Origin of the sequence: Eubacterium sp. BL-380-WT-2B (assembly GCF_009696115.1) — a bacterium.
Taxonomy (GTDB): domain Bacteria; phylum Bacillota; class Clostridia; order Eubacteriales; family Eubacteriaceae; genus Eubacterium; species Eubacterium callanderi.
Genome location: NZ_VUMP01000005.1, coordinates 244,644 through 262,463 on the forward strand (window position 1 = coordinate 244,644; position 17,820 = coordinate 262,463).

The window sequence follows — 17,820 nt, forward strand, 5'->3', positions numbered from 1 at the left end:
TTCTATTATACATAATACACCTTGAATTAGTTTTAAAATCCCTGTTGTCCTTAAAAAAGACTAAAATGAACCTAGATATTATACCACATTCCCAGCTTAATGAACACATTTCTGTAAATTTCACAACATTTTTGCAACATTCTTTTTATCTTTATGATTTTGTGGTATAAATAATATCAGCATTTAATTGAAGATTCTTTTACGAAATGTTAAACTATTTTTAAGTGGATAACTGAAAGGAGAAACAATGTCTGATTATATTGTAAGAGCCACAGCTGCCGATGGCCAGATCCGCGCATATGCCGCGACGACCCGGGAGCTCTGTGCCCATGCGCATAAAATACACAACACCTCCCCCGCTGCCACCGTAGCCCTCGGCCGCCTGCTGACAGCCGGCAGCTTAATGGGAAGCATGATGAAAAACGATGATGAAGTACTGACCCTGCAGATCAAGGGCGACGGTCCCATCGGAGGCATTACCGTTACAGCCAACAGCAAGGCCGACGTCAAGGGCTTTGTCTTTGAACCCCAGGTAAAAAGCGAAAACCCGCTCGAAACGGAAAAGGTCATTGGGAATGGAAATTTAAGCATTATTAAGGATATCGGTTTAAAGGAACCCTATGTGGGCACCTCACCGCTGGTAACCGGAGAAATCGCCGAGGATTTAACTTATTATTACGCTTTTTCTGAACAGATTCCAACCTCTGTGGCACTGGGCCTTACCTTAAAGGAAGAAACCGAGGTCAACCAGGCTGGCGGCTTTATCATTCAGCTGATGCCTTACACCTCTGACGAAATCATCGACCAGCTTGAAAAAAAATTAAGTCAGGCTGAATCGGTCACTTCACTCCTGGAAAAAGGCCAGACCCCCGAAGAGATTCTGGAAATTATACTGGGCGATTTCGGCGTAAATATCATTGACCGTCTGCCTACCCAGTTCAAATGTGACTGTTCCAGAGAACGTGTCACCAAGGCCCTCATCAGTGTTGGCGAAAAAGACCTTCAGGAAATGATCGACGACGGCAAGACCATTGAGGTCAATTGTGATTTCTGCGGCAAGCATTACTACTTTACCCCTGAGGAGCTGCAGATCCTGCTCCAGCTGGTGACAAAGAAAAAGATGCAGAAATTTAAGGTTGTGGACGCAGAATAATAAAAGCAATAAAAAACGAACTGAAAACTCAGTTCGTTTTTTTAGTGGATGCCGGAATGAACCTCTGGTATCCGGCCTCTTCAATCATCTTCAGGAAGCAGCAGTACACACCCACAACAGCCTGCCGATGGTCATGCTCTTCCACTGATCCCTGGAGTGCCAAACCCCCAATATGCGGTTTTTACCATCCCCGGCCTGCATAGCGCTCTTCCTCGCCCAAATCCTTCAAATCGACGCCGGACATGGCTTTTCCGAGATTCTCGCTGACCTCTGCCAGAATTTCCGGGTCGCTGTAGCAGGCAGTTGCCCGGACAATGGCCTTTCCAACCTTTTCAGGATTTTCTGACTTGAAAATGCCTGATCCCACAAAAACACCCTCACTGCCTAGCTGCATCATCAGCGCTGCGTCTGCCGGCGTGGCAATGCCTCCGGCAGAAAAATTGACCACGGGCAGGCTGCCCGTTTCGTGGACATCGCATACCAGATCGTATGGCGCACCGATCTCCTTGGCATAGGCCATGAGCTCCTCTCTGCGCATTCCGGCCACCTGGCGCATATCTGCCTGAATGGTCCGCATGTGGCGCACGGCTTCCACGACGTTGCCAGTGCCTGCTTCACCCTTTGTACGGATCATGGAAGCACCCTCCCCGATGCGGCGCAGCGCCTCTCCGAGATTTCTCGCGCCGCAGACAAAGGGTACCTTAAAGGCTGCTTTGTCAATGTGAAAGCTCTCGTCCGCAGGCGTCAGGACTTCGCTTTCATCAATATAGTCAATTCCCAGCGCTTCAAGAATCTGCGCTTCAGCGATATGGCCAATCCGCACCTTTGCCATGACCGGGATGGTCACTGCCGCCTGAATTTCCTTAATCATCTTCGGGTCGCTCATTCTGGCCACACCGCCCTCCTTTCTGATATCTGAGGGAACACGTTCCAGTGCCATAACCGCTACCGCACCGCATTCCTGGGCGATTTTCGCTTCCTCCGGTGTGGTGACATCCATGATTACCCCGCCTTTAAACCTCTGGGCCAGGTTTTTATTTAATTCATTTGACATGATTTTTCTCCAATTTATATTTTTTATTGACAGATATCTGTAAGCTTGGGTATTATTATAGTTAAGAACTGACTCCTGCACAATAACCAGATTTAAAATAATTAATAGTATCAGATTGGAGAATTATGCTGACTTTTATTCTGAACCCCGATCATGAAATTCCACTGTACCAGCAGCTGTACAGCTTTATCCGGAAGGAAATCGAAACCGGAAGGCTGCGGCCCGGTGAAAAACTGACCTCAAAACGAAAGCTCGCCGCCCATCTGAAAATCAGCCAGAATACTGTGGCCACAGCCTATGAGCAGCTAGCCGCAGAGGGTTATATCATCTCTAAGCCAAAGAGCGGCTATTATGTGGCTGTTTTGGAGGATATGCTGCCCGATATACCAGAAACCCCTCCTGAAGAAATTATTCAGGCCGTTGAAAAACCTGACCGCGAGCAATGGCTTTATGACTTTAAAACCAATACCGTTGACGCTAACTTTTTTCCTTTTCCTACCTGGGCAAAAATCTCACGGGAAATCCTCCACAACCGAAACCGCAATCTGCTGCGGGCGGTAGACCCCCGAGGGTATTATCCCCTGAGAAAGGCCATCGCGGACTACGTGCACCAGTACCGCGGGGTCAACTGCACACCGGAGCAGATTATCATCGGCGCAGGGTCAGAATATCTGCTGGGGCTCGCGGTACAGCTTCTCGGCCGGAAAAGCCGCTACGCAGTGGAGAACCCCAATTACAATAAGGTCTACAAGGTCATTAAAAGCAACGGGGCTGATGTAAGCCTTATGTCTCTGGACGATGACGGTGTTTCCGTGGAAAGCCTGAAGCATTCCGAGGCGGAAATCCTTCATCTGACACCATCGCACCAGTTTCCATTGGGCATCGTCATGCCTGTGGGCCGGCGCATGGCGCTGCTGAAATGGGCGCTGGAATCCCCGGACCGCTATATTCTTGAGGATGACTATGACAGTGAATTTCGTTTCAGCGGCCGACCCATCCCTGCCCTGCAGGGGCTGGACACAGCGGATAAGGTCATTTACTTTAATACCTTTACCCGGAGCCTGGCGCCCTCCATGCGTATCTCATACATGATTCTGCCCGAGCGGCTGCTTCACAGTTACTGTGAGGATTTTTCCTTTTATTCCTCAACCGTTCCCCGCTTTGAGCAGCACACACTGCACCAGTTTATGGAGGGCGGACATTTTGAGCGCCACCTGAGCCGGATGCGTAAAATCTATAAGGTGCGGCGGAATAAAATGCTGGCGTGCATCCGCAGTCTGCCCATGGCAGATAAAATAGAAATCACAGGCGAAAACGCTGGTCTTCACCTGCTGCTGAAATTTGAGCCTCCCTACACTGAGAAAGCCCTTGTTGAACATGCAAAGGCGGCTGGCATCCGGGTTTATGGGCTGTCAGAATATTATATTGAGCCCGAGGCCAGGATGCCGCGCAACGTCATTGTCATGGGCTACGCCAGCTTTACAGAGGAAGAAATTGAATCAGCCGTAGCGCTTCTGGGTCATGCCTGGAGCGCGATTAACTGAGGAGGGAATTATGAAACGTTATTATATCATTGTTGAGGGCCGTGTTCAGGGCGTTGGTTTCAGGTATTTTGTCCAGTCCATTGCCGCGGGCTATGGACTGACCGGCTGGGTCCGCAATCTGGAAAATGGCATGGTGGACATGGAGGTTCAGGGTGAAGACGCCCTGATCCATAAATTTATGACCGCCGTCCGGAAGGGGAACCACTTTATACGTGTGGAGGACTACTCCATGAAGCCTATCGCCCTGAGCGTGGACAGCAAATTTAAAATAAAGTATTAAAAAAACACCGGGATCCAAGGATTCCGGTGTTTTGTACTTTTTAGTTGTTAGATGTGTATGGTAATAATGCGATATTACGTGCACGTTTAACAGCTTCGGTTACCTTACGCTGATGTTTTGCGCAGGTTCCTGTAGCTCTTCTTGGTAAGATTTTGCCGCGTTCAGAAATGTATTTCTTTAACGTAGCCACATCTTTATAATCGACTTCTGTTTCATGTCTTTCACAGAATTCGCATACTTTTCTTCTTCTTTTAAACGGTTTTGGCATTGTTTTATCCTCCTATCTTAAAAAGGTACTTCGTCATCGTCTGCCATCAAATGGAAATCGTCGTCGAAATCTAAAGGCATATTATTGGCTGGCTGCGGTGCTGCTTTTGCCGGCGCCTGATTGTAGCCGCCGCCAAAGTTATCGTTATAGCCGCTTCCGCCGCCATCGTTTTTGCTACCGATGAAATCAAATTCTTCCAGAACAACCTCTGTCACATAACGTTTAGAGCCATCCTGAGCGTCGTAGGAACGGGACTGTAATCTTCCGGTCAGAGCGATTTGTCTGCCCTTGCCAAGATACTGGCAAATGACTTCAGCCTGTCTTCCCCATGCAACAATATTGAAAAAGTCGGCAGTTGGCTGACCTTCCTGTTTAAACCGTCTGTCAACAGCTAACGAAAATGTCGCCACTGATTTTCCGGTGTTAGTTGTGCGCAGTTCAGGGTCTCTTGCTAATCTTCCTACTAAAATTACTTTATTCACGGTTTAACCTCTATTTTTCTTTTTTAACGATGATGCTTCTGATGAACTCTTCATTCATCTTGAATAAGTAGTCAAGGCTGTCTAATACAGACTGTTCAGCTTTGAATTCAATCACAACATAGTAACCTTCGGTATACTTTTTGTCGATTTCGTAAGCTAACTTTCTTTTACCCCATTCATCAACAGTTCCAACTTCACCTGCTGCTGTAATGGCGCCTTTAACCTTCTCAATCCAGGAATCTGTAACTTCCTTTTCTAATTCAGGTTGTAAAACAAATACTGTTTCGTAAGCTCTCATTTCAATTCACCTCCTTGTGGACTATGGCGCACCGCTTCTGCAATGCGCAAGGGTACAGTTCAATAGTATATCATAAAAATAAAAAAAAGCAAACTCTTTTTTAAAAAAGAATTTGCCGTCTTTGCTATTTATTGTTCTCGTTGTGTTCGACAACTTTTTTGATCATCTTATTGAACTTGGACCGCGGCACCGTTACCATATGCTCACAGCCTGTACACTTTAATTTGATTTCTCCTCCCATACGGAGAATTTTCCAGTTGTAGCTTCCGCAGGGATGCTTTTTCTTCAGCTCCACAATATCCCCGAGACCATAATCCCTGTTTTCCATGCTGGCTCCTTTCTACTTTTGCATAATTTGCGGCTTAGACTGTCCATTGGAATAGACAACATACTTGCCATAAGGGATCTCAATTCCCTTCTCGTCGAAAACTTCCTTAATACGTTTTCTGAGCGCAGTTTCTGCCCTGACCTTTCTGGCTGCATCCTCATCGGCGATGATACGGATATTCATGGACGATGGGTCCATGCGGGTTACCCCCAGTACCTCCGGCCTCCCGACAAATAAAGTCTCGTTGGCGTCGTAGACTTCCTCGCAGATTTCCCGTAGTACAGAGAGTACATAATCAATGTTTTCTTCATAGGCAACCCCGACATCAACCACAGCCTTGATGGTTCCCTTGGAGTGATTGATGAGCCGGTCGATTTTCCCATTGTGAATAATAAACAAACCTCCATCCATTTCCCGGACAGACGTTGTCCGGACGCCGATGGTCTCTACTATCCCGTAGTGGTCATTGTCAATGGTGACATAGTCTCCGACAGAAAACTGATTTTCAAAAATGATGACAAAACCGCTCATGACATCCTCCACCAGGCCCTGAGCGCCGAAGCCAATGGCCAGAGTTCCAACTCCGGCAACCGCGAGAAGGGCCCCTACGTCGGTGAAAAAAGATAAAACGGTCAATAGTTCTGTCAAAAGCAATGCCGTCCTTAAAAACGTCTTTAAAGCCTTTTTAAGGGTAAGTACTCTTTTTCGCTCCTGTGGAGTGATGTTTTTCTTGTTTTCATTAAAAAATTTATTAACCAGCCCATTGCTGACCTTGATGAGAATAAAAAAGACAATGACCGTGATGACAACTGAAATAATTTTTTCAGTCAACTCGCTCAGATCTATTCCACTCAGCAAATGCTGCCAGAGATCTCCAACATTTTCGTATACCATAAATCCTCCCTTCTAATGAAGATACAATGCGACCGGTCCAGTGAGCACACCGTCCTTTACCATCTGCACAATGGTGACGTCTCCTGAAAAAATACCATAGTACAATACAACAGCAATCACAATTACCGCGATGACCAGTCCAATCACTAACCCAATGGCCAAACCTGCCACGCGGTTGGCTGTGCCGATAACCGGCACCCGGTTCATCCCCTTCCCAATATGTCTTATAATACCAAAAGCGGCGCTGCATAACAGCAGCAGGATGAGGAATACAAAGCCGTTTGCAATCTGATAGATGACTGGCTGAAGTGCCTGGTTGACTGCCTGGGCGGCGGCAGTGCTGCCCGAGATCACAGATGTGTCCGTAATACCAGACAGAAAATCCAGCCCTCCAATCCCCTGGAGATTTGTAAGCGCTTCACTTCCATACTGTCCCAGGGCATTTATGGCATTTTGGGTGATCGTGTCATTTATAAAATTTTTTACGGGTTCTACATTAAGTAGCCAGTTCGTTACCGGTGCTGAAAAGATCCTTGCTATGACAAAAGATGCAATAAATCCCGCCAGACCAATGAGCGTATTTATTGCACCTTTTATATAACCGATCATTCCAACTCCGATCACCAGCACAATGCAGATGATGTCAAGAGTTGTCATATTCATATTTATTTCCTTTTGTTTTTATCATTCTGGGACATCAGCTTACGGATATGTTCCAGCTCTGCTGTGATGTCCTGTGTTTCTGATTTTTCTCTGTCCAGCACCTTATCTTTTTCACGTGGCGCTCTTCCCGGCTGCTTCGCTGCCTTAAGGCCTCTTTGGGTTTCAGCTATGGCGCGGTTAACAGCCTCCGTATCAATTTCATCGATCAGACCTTTTTCCACATGATCCAGTATCTCCTCTGTTTCACCTGAGGGAGTGGCTGCTTCGGCCATTTTATCTTCAAGGTTTTCCCGCTTACGCCGTTCTGCTTCTTCAAGCATTTCATCGGTTATCACGGAAAAAGCTTCGGTATAAATAATCTGCGGCTGATCATCGTCATCGCCAAATGGATCTTTGGGGTCAGCCTTTTTAGGCTGTGGCTTTGGTGGTGCTTTTTTCTTTGGTTTCTGTGGCGCGGCCTGCTGGCTGGCAGCTGGTCTTCTTTTTTTATTATAAGGTTCAATGACCTTTTCAACGCTGATCTGTTCTTTTTCTTTTTCCCGTCTTTCTGCACGCTCGCGCAGTTTTTTACGTCTGCCGGAGCCCATCGCTATACCGATCCCCTGAAAAACAATGACCAGTATCAGGCAGATGATAAAATACACAACAATGGGAATGGCAGAGCCAATAAAATGATAGATCAACCCATAAGGCAGATACCAGAAAATTGTCGGTGCTACCAGAAAGGTAAATTCATTCCAGGCGCTGGTGAAGTTTGTCCCTGGCGCTGCGTAGATCACTATTGTAGATACGATGGTAAAGACCAGTATGGGCAGCAGACTGAAAAATATGTATTTTGCGTAACTCCCGTCCTGATGGCTTGCCGGATTTCTAAATAAAAACCAGTTCAGGATTATCCAGTAGCCTGCCGTTATCACCAACTCGATGGCGCCAAACCAAAGCTTATAGTTGCCATCATTTCCTATAAGGTCTAGAACATTTTTCAAAATCAGAACAAGCACGATATAAATCAGGTTGCCGAGCAGCGCTGTCTCTATCGGACTCATCCTTTTTTTAATGTGGTAATTATTCTGATTCATCATTACTCCCGTCATTTTCATATCCCAAAAGATCCAGAATACGGTTCAGGTCTTCGGTGGAATAGAATTCCAGCTCAATTTTCCCCTTATCCTTTTTCCCTGAGATTTTTACTTTGGTGGCAAATTTCTGTTTCAATCCGTCCTCAACTGCAGTAATGTACGGATTTTTTTCAGGCTTTGCCTTGTCCTCTTTTGGAGGATTTTTCAGCAGCTTCACCTTTTTTTCAGTTTCACGTACGCTGAGTTTTTTATCAATAATCTCTTCACACAGGGATTCCATCTGCTTCTGATCCTCCAGTGACAAAAGAGCTCTTGCGTGACCCGAGCTGATGTGGTCATCCAGAACCTCCTGCCGCACCTTATCCGGAAGATTTAAAAGCCGCATGGTATTTGTAATCGCGGCCCGGCTTTTGCCGATACGGATACCAATCTCTCCCTGCGTCAGATTAAAATGCTCCATTAACGCGCCGTAAGCCTCAGCTTCCTCGATGGCGTTCAAATCCTCTCGCTGAACATTTTCGATAAGCGCGAGCTCCATAACATCCTTGGCCGGCAGGTCTTTCACAATAACCGGAACCTCTTTCAGCCCAGCCATGGTGGCTGCACGCCAGCGGCGCTCCCCTGCGATAATGGTGTAGCCATTATTTTCCGGCCTCACCACCAAGGGCTGCAGGATACCGTGCTCTTTAATGGAAGCAGCCAGCTCTTCCAGTTTTTCCCGATTAAATTTTTTACGGGGCTGGTCGGCATTTGGTCTTATCTTGTTGATCTGGAGAAAAAAGACCAGCTTTTCGGCATTTTCGGTATCACTGTTGTCAATGCTCATAAAGCTTTCATCGGGAATCAATGCCTTCAAACCCTTTCCTAATCCTCTGCTTTTCGCCATGATCTACTCCTGCCTTTTTATAAACTCTTGTGAAAATTCCGAATAGGCCTGCGAACCTTTTGAGTTGATCGCATATTCAAAAATCGTCTGACCATAGCTCGGCGCTTCCGCCAGCCGGACATTTCTGGGAATATAGGTATTATACACTTTGTCCTTGAAATATTCCTTTACCTCATCCACAACCTGGAGCGAAAGATTGGTGCGGCCGTCATACATGGTCATTAAAACCCCCTCAATTTCAAGCTTGGGATTTAAACCTTTTTTTACCAGACCTACAGTACTCATCAACTGCCCAACCCCTTCCAGCGCATAAAACTCACACTGGATCGGTATTAAAACTGAATCGGAAGCTGCCAAAGCATTGATGGTTAAAAGCCCTAGGGATGGCGGACAGTCAATGAAAATAAAATCATAAAAATCCTGAACACTTTCGAGACTGTGTTTCAACCGAAGCTCCCGTTGGCTCATGTTTGTCAATTCAATTTCGCTTCCCGCCAGTTCCAGATTGGATGGAAGAATATGAAGGTTTTTGTACGAGGTTGTCAGTATAATCTCTTTAGGGTCATCCCCGACTATGAGCGCATCGTAAATACTTTTTTCCAGTTCATTTTTATTGATGCCGAAGCCACTGCTTGTATTCCCCTGGGGATCGGTATCAACGGTCAGTACTTTGTAATTCATCATGCTTAGCGCAGTGGTGAGATTCATGGTTGTCGTTGTCTTTCCGACACCACCCTTTTGATTAAAAATCGCAATAGTTTTTGCCATATCAGGGTCCTTTCCAGTATGTTTCACGTGAAACATATATAATCTCGGCACAGTTTGTACTCTAACATTATAATAAACAACAGACTGGTTTGTCCATTTTTTATTGGTATCTTAAATATTTTTTTGCATAAAAATGCTTCTTCGAATGAAGAAGCAAAATGTTTTCAAATTGTAATGAATATTCACCAAGGTAAGCTATTGATACGAGTCGGTGCATCTGAGTTATGTTAATTTTTTATACATCATACTGAACTAACCCGTTTCAATCGGCATCCCGTAGGTCCCTTAGCTATGGAAATCTCCTATTTAGGAATAATTATTTTAATCTCAACGTAGTCTTCCCGTTCAATCTCTTTATATTCTGCTGTGTTCCGGCTTTCCTTAACAGCCTTGAATGCTGTTTTGATGGTATTGATATAGATCTGAGCATTGATAAAGGATTTGACACGGGCCTTCTTTTCCGGCGTCAGCTTTTCATCATAATTATTGGTTAAGACATCCTTGCGGATTTTCTCAACCAGCTCCTCAGTTTTTTTAACAGTCATATCTTTTTTGATAACCTGTTTCAATACCTCTTCTTGAAGCTCTGTATCGGGAATTCTCAAAAGCGCCCTTGCATGGCGTTCTGTAAGATTGTTTTCAGTCAATGTTTCAATAATTGAGGGGTCCAGCTTTAATAGGCGAATTTTATTTGCGACGAAGGATTGAGATTTTCCCAGAAGCTCAGCAATGCGGTCCTGAGTTAAATTATAGTATTCCATGAGCTGCCGATAGCTTTCTGCCTCTTCAAAGTAAGTCAAGTCCTCACGCTGAACATTTTCCATAATGGCGATCAAAGCGGAATCCTGGTCAGACATTTCCACGATAATGGCCGGGATGGTTTCCTTCCCGGCCACCTTACTGGCTCTCAGACGCCGCTCACCAGAAACAAGTTCATAAAACTCCTCACTGATCTTCCGAACCTGGATGGGCTGAATGATACCAAAGGACTTAATGGATTCCGCCAGCTCAGTAATGGCAGAATCTTCAAAATGTTTTCTTGGTTGATTTGGATTTGGAAGGATTTTATCAACTGGTATCTGTTCAACAATTGATTCAATAATACTCTTCATTTGATTATCTCCTGCATGTGTTTCATATGATATGTTTCACGTGAAACATCTTATCCCGGAAAAGGTTCCTTTTTGATTTTACCAAAGGATCTTGGAAACTTCTCCGGTGTTTTTTTAACTTTGTCAACTAATATTATAACATGAACCAAGTCGCTTTGCAGTAACAAACAGGATTCTATTCCGGTTATTTTTCCGCCAAGAACTTTAATGGCCTTTTCTCCCTCATCCATCTCTTCCAGATAATTCTTTCCTTTAAGAGCAATAAACTGGCCACCTTTTTTCGCTAAGGGGAGACACAGCTCCGAAAGCAAACATAAGTTCGCCACCGCGCGGGAGACAATACAATCATAGCCCTCACGGTAGGCAGGGTCTTTTCCTAAATCCTCAGCCCTGCCGTGGAGAAACTCCACATTTTTTATTCCAATCTCACGACAGATATCTTCAATAACCTTCAGCTTTTTGCCAGTAGCATCCATCATGGTAATCTCTGCTTCCGGCAGCATAACGGCAAGGGGCACACCCGGAAAACCACCGCCAGTACCCACATCTAAAATTGAGTTCACATCTTTATGAATAAATTTCAAACAGGTCAGGGAATCGATCAGGTGCTTTTCAATAAACTCATCCACATCCGTAATGCGGGTCACATTGATCTTTTCATTCATAACAAGCAGCTTTTCCATATAAAGAATCATCAGTCGGCTTTGTTTTTCATCAATGACGATCCCACATTTTTCACCGGCAGCCATCAGCTTTTCCATATTACTCATTTTCTTCTTCCTCCACCGGCGCCTGTCTGCGGTTCTGCTCCAGATAAATAAGCAGTACAGATAAATCTGCAGGAGATACACCCGAAATACGCGAAGCCTGCCCCATAGATTTTGGCTGAATGTCCGTCAATTTTTCAACAGCCTCAAGACGAAGACCGCCGATGGCAGTGTAGTCAATATTTTCTGGTATCAGCTTTTTTTCCATTTTCTTAAACTGCTCTACCTGGGCTACCTGCTTTTTAATGTAGCCGTCATATTTAATCTGAACCTCTACCTGTTCACAAACAGCGTCAGAAAGCACCGGACGCTCAGGGTCAAGCGCTGCGGTATTGGCATAGCCTACCTCTGGCCGGCGGATAAGCTCTGCCAGAGTCACACCGCTTTTAATGGGTGAACTTCCAATACCTTCAAGTACCTTATTAGTGTGTTCACCGGGTTTAATCATTAACCGGGTTAACCTTTCTTTTTCCTGTTCAACCGCTGCTTTTTTGTGAAGAAAAGCGGTGTAACGTTCATCAGAAATAAGACCGATCTCATGACCAATGGGGGTTAACCGCAGATCCGCGTTATCCTGGCGTAAAAGCAGGCGGTACTCAGACCGGGAAGTCATCATACGATAAGGCTCTTCTGTTCCTTTGGTGATAATATCATCAATCAAAACACCAATATAGGCCTGTGAGCGGTCAAGAATAACCGGCTCCTTACCCTCGATGCAGCGCACCGCATTGACACCTGCAATGAGCCCCTGGGCTGCCGCCTCCTCGTAACCGGAAGTCCCGTTGATCTGCCCTCCGAAGAAAAGCCCCTTGATATCTTTAGATTCAAGACTGGCCTTTAACCGTGTGGGATAAATACAGTCGTACTCAATGGCATAGGCTGAGCGCATAAACTCAACCTTTTCCATTCCCGGAACCGTACGGTAAAGAGCGATCTGCACATCCTCAGGAAGACAGGAGGACATTCCCTGAACATAGACTTCGTTTGTGTGCAGGCCCTCAGGCTCCATAAAAATCTGATGCTGGGGCTTATCGGCGAAACGCATGACCTTCGTCTCAATGGATGGACAGTAGCGCGGGCCAACCCCGACAACATCCCCAGTATACAGCGGTGACCGCTCCATATTTTCATTAATAATCCGATGGGTTTCCTCGTTGGTGTAGGTCAGGTAGCAGGGTACCTGGTCAATCTCAATTTTCTCCGTCTCAAAGGAAAAGGGGACGATTTTTTCATCGCCGTTCTGAATCTGCATCTTGGAGTAATCCACGGTTTTAGCATCTACCCGGGCAGGGGTGCCTGTCTTAAAACGCTGCAGCTCAATGCCCTGCTTAAGAAGGCTGTCAGACAGCTGCATGGCCGGAAAAAGCCCGTTAGGCCCGCCGTCATACTGAACCTCACCGATAAAGATTTTTCCTTTAAGGTAAGTACCAGTACAGATAACGCAGGATTTGCACTGATAAACCGCCCCGGTCTGTACCTCAACTCCGGTGATCCTTCCGTCTTCCACAATAATACGGGTAGCTTCCTGCTGCTTTAACAGCAGGTGCTCCTGATTTTCAATCACTTCCTTCATTCGGAACTGGTAGGCCTTTTTATCCGCCTGCGCCCGTAAGGAGTGAACTGCCGGCCCTTTTCCTGTGTTCAGCATCCGGCACTGGATCATGGTAGCGTCGATATTTTTTCCCATCTCGCCGCCCAGAGCATCAATCTCACGTACAAGATGCCCCTTACCCGTTCCGCCGATGGATGGGTTGCAGGGCATCATGGCAACAGAATCCAGATTGATGGTTAATAATAAGGTTTCAAAGCCCAGACGCGCCGCCGCCAGAGCCGCTTCCGCACCGGCGTGTCCGGCGCCGATGACGACAACGTCAAAGCTTCCTCCATGATAGTTCATAATATTCCTCTACTTTCCAATGCAAAAATTCTTAAATATCTGATTGATAATATCCGAACCCACCGAACGGCCGGTAATTTCACGGATCTTTTCAAGCCCGTCCTGGATATCAATGGAGACAAGCTCCAGCGGCATTCCCATATCGATGGTTCCGAGAGCGTTTTTCAGGCAGGCCATGGCTTCCTCCAGCAGGTGGACATGGCGTACATTGTTGACGATATAATCCGCCTCCTGATCCACTGAGCCGCCCATGACCATTTCAAGCATCTTATCCTTAAGTGCCTCGACGCCTTCATCCTCTTTTAAGGACAGCGGCAGCCATCCCTCTGGCACATCGCGATTCTCAATCATACTGTCCGTCTTATTCGCGATAAAAATGGTTTTTGAAGGGTCCAGCTCTTCAATAAGCGTCTTTTCCTCTTCAGAGAAAGGACGGCTGAGGTCTGTCATAAACAGAATAAGGTTCGTATTTTTAATGAGCTGACGGGATTTTTCCACACCGATCTGCTCAACCAGGTTATCCGTTTCGCGGATGCCGGCGGTATCAATGATTTTAAAAGGAATTCCGCCGATGTTGATATACTCCTCGATAATGTCACGGGTGGTTCCCGGAATCTCTGTGACAATGGCCTTGTTTTCCATCAAAAGGGTATTGAGCAGAGAGGATTTCCCGACATTGGGCTCTCCAAGAATCGCGGTGGTGATTCCCTCGCGGTAGATTTTTCCTGTCTCCGACGCCTTCAGCAGCATATCCACCATGTCCATGGCCTGATGAATATGGGCATTCAGGTAAGCGGCGGTCACTTCCTCAATATCGTATTCCGGGTAATCAATATTCGCCTCCACATTTGCCATGACATCAATGAGCAGGTCATCGATGGCAGTCAGGCGCTGAGAAAGCTTTCCCTCAAGCTGTCCAACGGAATACTCCAGGCTCTTCTCCGTTTTGGCGGAGATAATGTCCATGACTGCCTCAGCCTGGGCCAGATCGAGACGTCCGTTTAAAAAGGCGCGCTTGGTAAACTCGCCTGGCTCTGCCAGACGGGCGCCAGAACGGATGACGGCATCCAGAATTCTTTTCAGTGACACAATCCCCCCGTGACAGTTAATCTCCACCACATCCTCCGCCGTGTAGGAAAAAGGCCCTTTCATTTTTGAGACCAGAACCTCGTCGATGATCTTTCCATCCTCAGGCTCAAGAATATTGCCGTAAAGCAGCTTGTGGGATTCTGCACCCTCCACGGTTTTGCCGGCATGATTCACAAAAAGCCGGGTGACAATATCTACCGCTTCTGGTCCGCTGACACGTATAATGCCAATGCCCGCACCGCCAAGTCCTGTGGCGACCGCTGCGATGGTATCTTCATTTAATAATGCTTCGTTCATTTTTATTTCCTTTACTCGTTTTAACAATTAGCAATAAATAATTTCAAAAATTGTTCATTGGTAATGGCTAATGAAGGCCTTAATTCAGAAAAAACACTTTAATTCTATGAGAATCAAAGTGTTTTTCCTTAACATTATAGCATAGTTTTTTAAATAAACCTATAACAGTGCTTTCTTCCTCTACTTATCCTTTAACTGGATAACAACGTGGCGGTAAGGCTCATCACCCTCGCTGAAGGTAAAAACCTTATCACTGTTCTGAAGCTTCGCGTGGATAATACGTCTTTCAGATGGATTCATAGGCTCCAGAGACATTTTCTTTCCATAGCGCACAGCCTTTGAAGCCATTTTTTCAGCCAGCGCTTCCAATGTTTTCTGGCGCTTGCTGCGGTAATTTTCCGTATCCAGAACCACGCGGATGTATTTTTCACCGGAACGGTTGACCACCAGGCTTACCAGATACTGAAGGGAATCCAGTGTCTGGCCGCGGCGGCCGATCAGAATGCCCATATCCTTCCCCTCAAGCTCAACATGAAGCACATCGTCCTCCAAATGTGAGGTGATGGTGCATGGAATATTCATGGCATCCAGCATTTCGCCCAGGAAAACCTCTGCCGTTTTGCCCGCATTGTTTAAAACCGTGACCTCGACAACCGCTTCCTTTTTTCCAAAAATACCAAAAACGCCGGATTCCGGTACCTGAACGACGTTGGTTTCCACTTCGTCCAGCGTTACTCCCAATTCTTTTAAACCTGCATTAATGGCATCTTCAATGGTTTTTCCTTTACCAACTACCATTTTATTCATGATTCTTCTCCTTAGCAGATATCCTGACTCCGGCCAGGGACCAGAGCCTCATTCCCATAATCCTATTTGTTTTTTGGCTCCTCCACCGCTGCATCCCTTTCAGGAATTTTTGTGATGGTCTGGCGTTTTACCTTTTTACTGGAAGCCGGTCTTGTGAGAGGCTTTTTGTCGGTCGGCTCTTCCTTCTTTTTCACTGGCTTACCGGACTGAGCCGCCATGGCTTCTGCTCTGGCTTCACTCTGCTGCTTGCGTTCTTCTTTCTTCTTTTTGATCTCTTCACGTTTTGCCTCTTCAACACGTCTTTCAGCTTCACGCGGATCGATCTTTTCAGCAGGTTTGCGCAGCATGATAAACTGCTGGACAAAAGTAAAGACGTTCTGAACAACCCAGTACAGCGCCACACCGGCCGGCATGCCAATGGCTGCGAAACCGATGAAGATCGGCATAATGTAAAGCATCATGTTCTGAGTTTTTTCAGCAGACGGGTCCATGGTCCCCTTCTGTACAGACATGGTGAACTTCTGTGTAATGAAGGTAAAGACCACACAAAGGATTGGCAGAATGTACCACGGGTCCGGGTTCCCTAAATCAGGAATCCATAAAAACTGCTGGCTGATAGCTGAAACATCGCCATTGGTAAATACCCATTTTCCAGGATCTCTCAAAGCTCCAAACAAAGCGTAAATAATGGGCAGCTGGATCAGGAGCGGCAGACAGCCGGCCATTGGGCTGACATTGTAAAGCTTGTACAGCTTCATGGTTTCCTGATTGAGCTTTTCTGGATTATTTTTATACTTTTTCTGCAGCTTCTGCAGTTCAGGCTGTAACGCCTGCATTTCTCTCATGGATTTTGTCTGCTTGATGTTCAGTGGTAAAATACAGAATTTTACCAGAATGGTAAACAGAATAACGGCCACACCGTAATTCTGAACAAAATTGTAGATTTGAAACAGCACAAACCCAAATGCCTGATATAAAATATGCATGCAATAGCTCCTTTAAAATTTCCCCTGAAATTATCAGGGGAGCGGATCATAGCCTCCCGGATGAAAGGGATGGCATTTTAAAATTCTTTTAGTACCGAGGAACAGTCCTTTAAATATACCGTATTTTAGTACGGCCTGGTAGCAATACTCTGAACAGGTTGGTAAAAATCGACATGAATGCGGCAAACAGGGCGAAATATAACGCTGGTAGCCGCGTATCAATTTTAAAATAAACCTTTTAATCATGATCCTGCCTCATAAGATTCTTCTTATAAAATAAATGCTTTAAAGATTTTTCGATAACCGGATATTTTTCATCTTTACAGCTGGCTTTGGCAATTAATACTAAATCATATCCCAGTGCAAACTGATTTTCATTAAGCCTGTAGGCTTCCTTGAGCTGTCTCCTGATACGATTGCGCACCACCGCGCGGTTGGAAACTTTTTTGCTCACTATGATACCCAGACGATTGGTATCTTTCCCATTTTTTAAATAATGCATCACAAGATTACGATTGCCAAAGACCTTCCCTTTTTGGTACACAAGCTTAAAGTCTTTCTGCTTTTTTAATGTACAAATTTTTGCCAAAAAGATTACTCCTGACATTGAGTTTTTACCCGATTTACAGGTAAGCCACAGTAAACAAAAGACCGTTCAAGAAGCTTAAACGGTCCATACAAGTCTATGCAGATAATTTTGCTCTACCTTTTGATCTTCTTTTCTTTAAAATCACACGACCACTTGTGGTAGACATTCTTTTTCTGAAACCATGTTCTTTTTTACGCTGTCTTACTTTTGGTTGAAATGTTCTTTTCATTACGACACCCCCTGACTTTCCGATTTATCATCATTTAGTTTTCATAAGCATATTAGACTTTTACTTTAGGATTATATAATTTTGGCTCCCTGTTGTCAAGAAATTTTCTCAAAAAGGCATGTTTTCCTTTGTTTTTTTCATGGCTTTTATAATGGTATTTTTTATCCGAATCTGGTAAAAACCCATTTTTTTATCCACAATCTCCTTTAATCTTATTGAATTATCCACAGGACTTTGTTATACTGTACTATACTGTTAATAAATATCCACACTTTTCCACAGCTTTTGTTTTTTGTTTACTAGTCTATGGATAAGCTGTGCACAATTTGATAAAAACACTGAAACCGGCT

At 45.3% G+C, this 17,820-nt stretch carries 22 protein-coding genes; 3 read left to right on the top strand and 19 right to left on the bottom strand.

Going from position 1 to position 17,820, the window contains the following annotated elements; all coding sequences use genetic code 11:
* Positions 1-247: 247 nt before the first annotated feature.
* Positions 248-1,153: an Hsp33 family molecular chaperone HslO gene (gene hslO, locus FYJ53_RS11580; RefSeq protein WP_013382819.1), complete on the top strand. Its 906-nt coding sequence runs from the start codon at positions 248-250 to the stop codon at positions 1,151-1,153.
* Positions 1,154-1,334: 181 nt separating this feature from the next.
* Here the strand turns inward: hslO and pdxS are convergent, their stop codons facing one another.
* A complete protein-coding gene (gene pdxS / locus FYJ53_RS11585) occupies positions 1,335-2,207 on the bottom strand; it encodes a pyridoxal 5'-phosphate synthase lyase subunit PdxS (RefSeq protein ID WP_148428422.1) in 873 nt (290 codons plus the stop codon).
* Between the two features lie 125 nt (positions 2,208-2,332).
* Between pdxS and FYJ53_RS11590 the strand changes: the two genes are divergently transcribed.
* On the top strand, positions 2,333-3,751 hold the full coding sequence (locus FYJ53_RS11590; protein WP_148428424.1) for a PLP-dependent aminotransferase family protein: 1,419 nt from the start codon (positions 2,333-2,335) through the stop codon (positions 3,749-3,751).
* A 7-nt stretch (positions 3,752-3,758) separates the two neighbouring features.
* Positions 3,759-4,031, top strand: a complete 273-nt coding sequence (locus FYJ53_RS11595) for an acylphosphatase (RefSeq protein ID WP_187367927.1) — start codon at positions 3,759-3,761, stop codon at positions 4,029-4,031.
* A gap of 40 nt (positions 4,032-4,071) precedes the next feature.
* On the opposite strand, the gene rpsR is transcribed toward FYJ53_RS11595, so the two are convergent.
* The 18 genes from rpsR to rpmH form a co-directional block, all read right to left on the bottom strand.
* A complete protein-coding gene (gene rpsR / locus FYJ53_RS11600; RefSeq protein ID WP_013382824.1) occupies positions 4,072-4,299 on the bottom strand; it encodes a 30S ribosomal protein S18 in 228 nt (75 codons plus the stop codon).
* Between the two features lie 17 nt (positions 4,300-4,316).
* Positions 4,317-4,781 (bottom strand): single-stranded DNA-binding protein, encoded by a 465-nt coding sequence (locus FYJ53_RS11605; protein WP_013382825.1) that lies wholly within the window; start codon positions 4,779-4,781, stop codon positions 4,317-4,319.
* Positions 4,782-4,791: 10 nt separating this feature from the next.
* Positions 4,792-5,079, bottom strand: coding sequence for a 30S ribosomal protein S6 (rpsF, locus tag FYJ53_RS11610; RefSeq protein ID WP_148428428.1), 288 nt, complete (start codon positions 5,077-5,079; stop codon positions 4,792-4,794).
* A gap of 124 nt (positions 5,080-5,203) precedes the next feature.
* Positions 5,204-5,407, bottom strand: coding sequence for a DUF951 domain-containing protein (locus FYJ53_RS11615; RefSeq protein WP_013382827.1), 204 nt, complete (start codon positions 5,405-5,407; stop codon positions 5,204-5,206).
* A 12-nt stretch (positions 5,408-5,419) separates the two neighbouring features.
* Positions 5,420-6,301: a mechanosensitive ion channel family protein gene (locus FYJ53_RS11620; RefSeq protein ID WP_013382828.1), complete on the bottom strand. Its 882-nt coding sequence runs from the start codon at positions 6,299-6,301 to the stop codon at positions 5,420-5,422.
* A gap of 12 nt (positions 6,302-6,313) precedes the next feature.
* On the bottom strand, positions 6,314-6,964 hold the full coding sequence (locus tag FYJ53_RS11625; RefSeq protein WP_013382829.1) for a CvpA family protein: 651 nt from the start codon (positions 6,962-6,964) through the stop codon (positions 6,314-6,316).
* Positions 6,965-6,966: 2 nt separating this feature from the next.
* Complete coding sequence (locus tag FYJ53_RS11630; protein WP_013382830.1) at positions 6,967-8,043, bottom strand: hypothetical protein; 1,077 nt, start codon at positions 8,041-8,043, stop codon at positions 6,967-6,969.
* Positions 8,030-8,929, bottom strand: coding sequence for a ParB/RepB/Spo0J family partition protein (locus FYJ53_RS11635; RefSeq protein ID WP_148428430.1), 900 nt, complete (start codon positions 8,927-8,929; stop codon positions 8,030-8,032). Before FYJ53_RS11635 ends, FYJ53_RS11630 begins: the two co-directional genes overlap by 14 nt.
* Before the next feature lie 3 nt (positions 8,930-8,932).
* Positions 8,933-9,697 carry a ParA family protein gene (locus tag FYJ53_RS11640; RefSeq protein ID WP_038353486.1) on the bottom strand — a complete coding sequence of 255 codons (765 nt, stop codon included), beginning with the start codon at positions 9,695-9,697 and terminating at the stop codon, positions 8,933-8,935.
* 302 nt (positions 9,698-9,999) lie between these two features.
* On the bottom strand, positions 10,000-10,809 hold the full coding sequence (locus FYJ53_RS11645) for a ParB/RepB/Spo0J family partition protein (protein ID WP_148428432.1): 810 nt from the start codon (positions 10,807-10,809) through the stop codon (positions 10,000-10,002).
* Positions 10,810-10,859: 50 nt separating this feature from the next.
* Positions 10,860-11,579 carry a 16S rRNA (guanine(527)-N(7))-methyltransferase RsmG gene (gene rsmG / locus FYJ53_RS11650; protein ID WP_148428434.1) on the bottom strand — a complete coding sequence of 240 codons (720 nt, stop codon included), beginning with the start codon at positions 11,577-11,579 and terminating at the stop codon, positions 10,860-10,862.
* Positions 11,572-13,473, bottom strand: a complete 1,902-nt coding sequence (mnmG, locus tag FYJ53_RS11655) for a tRNA uridine-5-carboxymethylaminomethyl(34) synthesis enzyme MnmG (protein ID WP_148428436.1) — start codon at positions 13,471-13,473, stop codon at positions 11,572-11,574. The genes rsmG and mnmG overlap by 8 nt, the downstream gene beginning before the upstream one ends.
* 9 nt (positions 13,474-13,482) lie before the next feature.
* Positions 13,483-14,859 (bottom strand): tRNA uridine-5-carboxymethylaminomethyl(34) synthesis GTPase MnmE, encoded by a 1,377-nt coding sequence (mnmE, locus tag FYJ53_RS11660; protein WP_013382836.1) that lies wholly within the window; start codon positions 14,857-14,859, stop codon positions 13,483-13,485.
* A 180-nt stretch (positions 14,860-15,039) separates the two neighbouring features.
* Positions 15,040-15,666: an RNA-binding cell elongation regulator Jag/EloR gene (gene jag / locus FYJ53_RS11665; protein WP_013382837.1), complete on the bottom strand. Its 627-nt coding sequence runs from the start codon at positions 15,664-15,666 to the stop codon at positions 15,040-15,042.
* Positions 15,667-15,728: 62 nt separating this feature from the next.
* Entirely contained in the window at positions 15,729-16,652 is a 924-nt protein-coding gene (locus tag FYJ53_RS11670; protein WP_148428438.1) for a YidC/Oxa1 family membrane protein insertase, read from the bottom strand.
* Positions 16,653-16,685: 33 nt separating this feature from the next.
* The gene (gene yidD / locus FYJ53_RS11675) at positions 16,686-16,898 is read right to left on the bottom strand and encodes a membrane protein insertion efficiency factor YidD (protein ID WP_013382839.1); all 213 of its coding nucleotides are present in this window, start codon (positions 16,896-16,898) and stop codon (positions 16,686-16,688) included.
* Entirely contained in the window at positions 16,891-17,241 is a 351-nt protein-coding gene (gene rnpA / locus FYJ53_RS11680) for a ribonuclease P protein component (protein ID WP_224168776.1), read from the bottom strand. The genes yidD and rnpA overlap by 8 nt, the downstream gene beginning before the upstream one ends.
* Positions 17,242-17,335: 94 nt before the next feature.
* The gene (gene rpmH / locus FYJ53_RS11685) at positions 17,336-17,470 is read right to left on the bottom strand and encodes a 50S ribosomal protein L34 (protein ID WP_013378361.1); all 135 of its coding nucleotides are present in this window, start codon (positions 17,468-17,470) and stop codon (positions 17,336-17,338) included.
* Positions 17,471-17,820 lie beyond the last annotated feature (350 nt).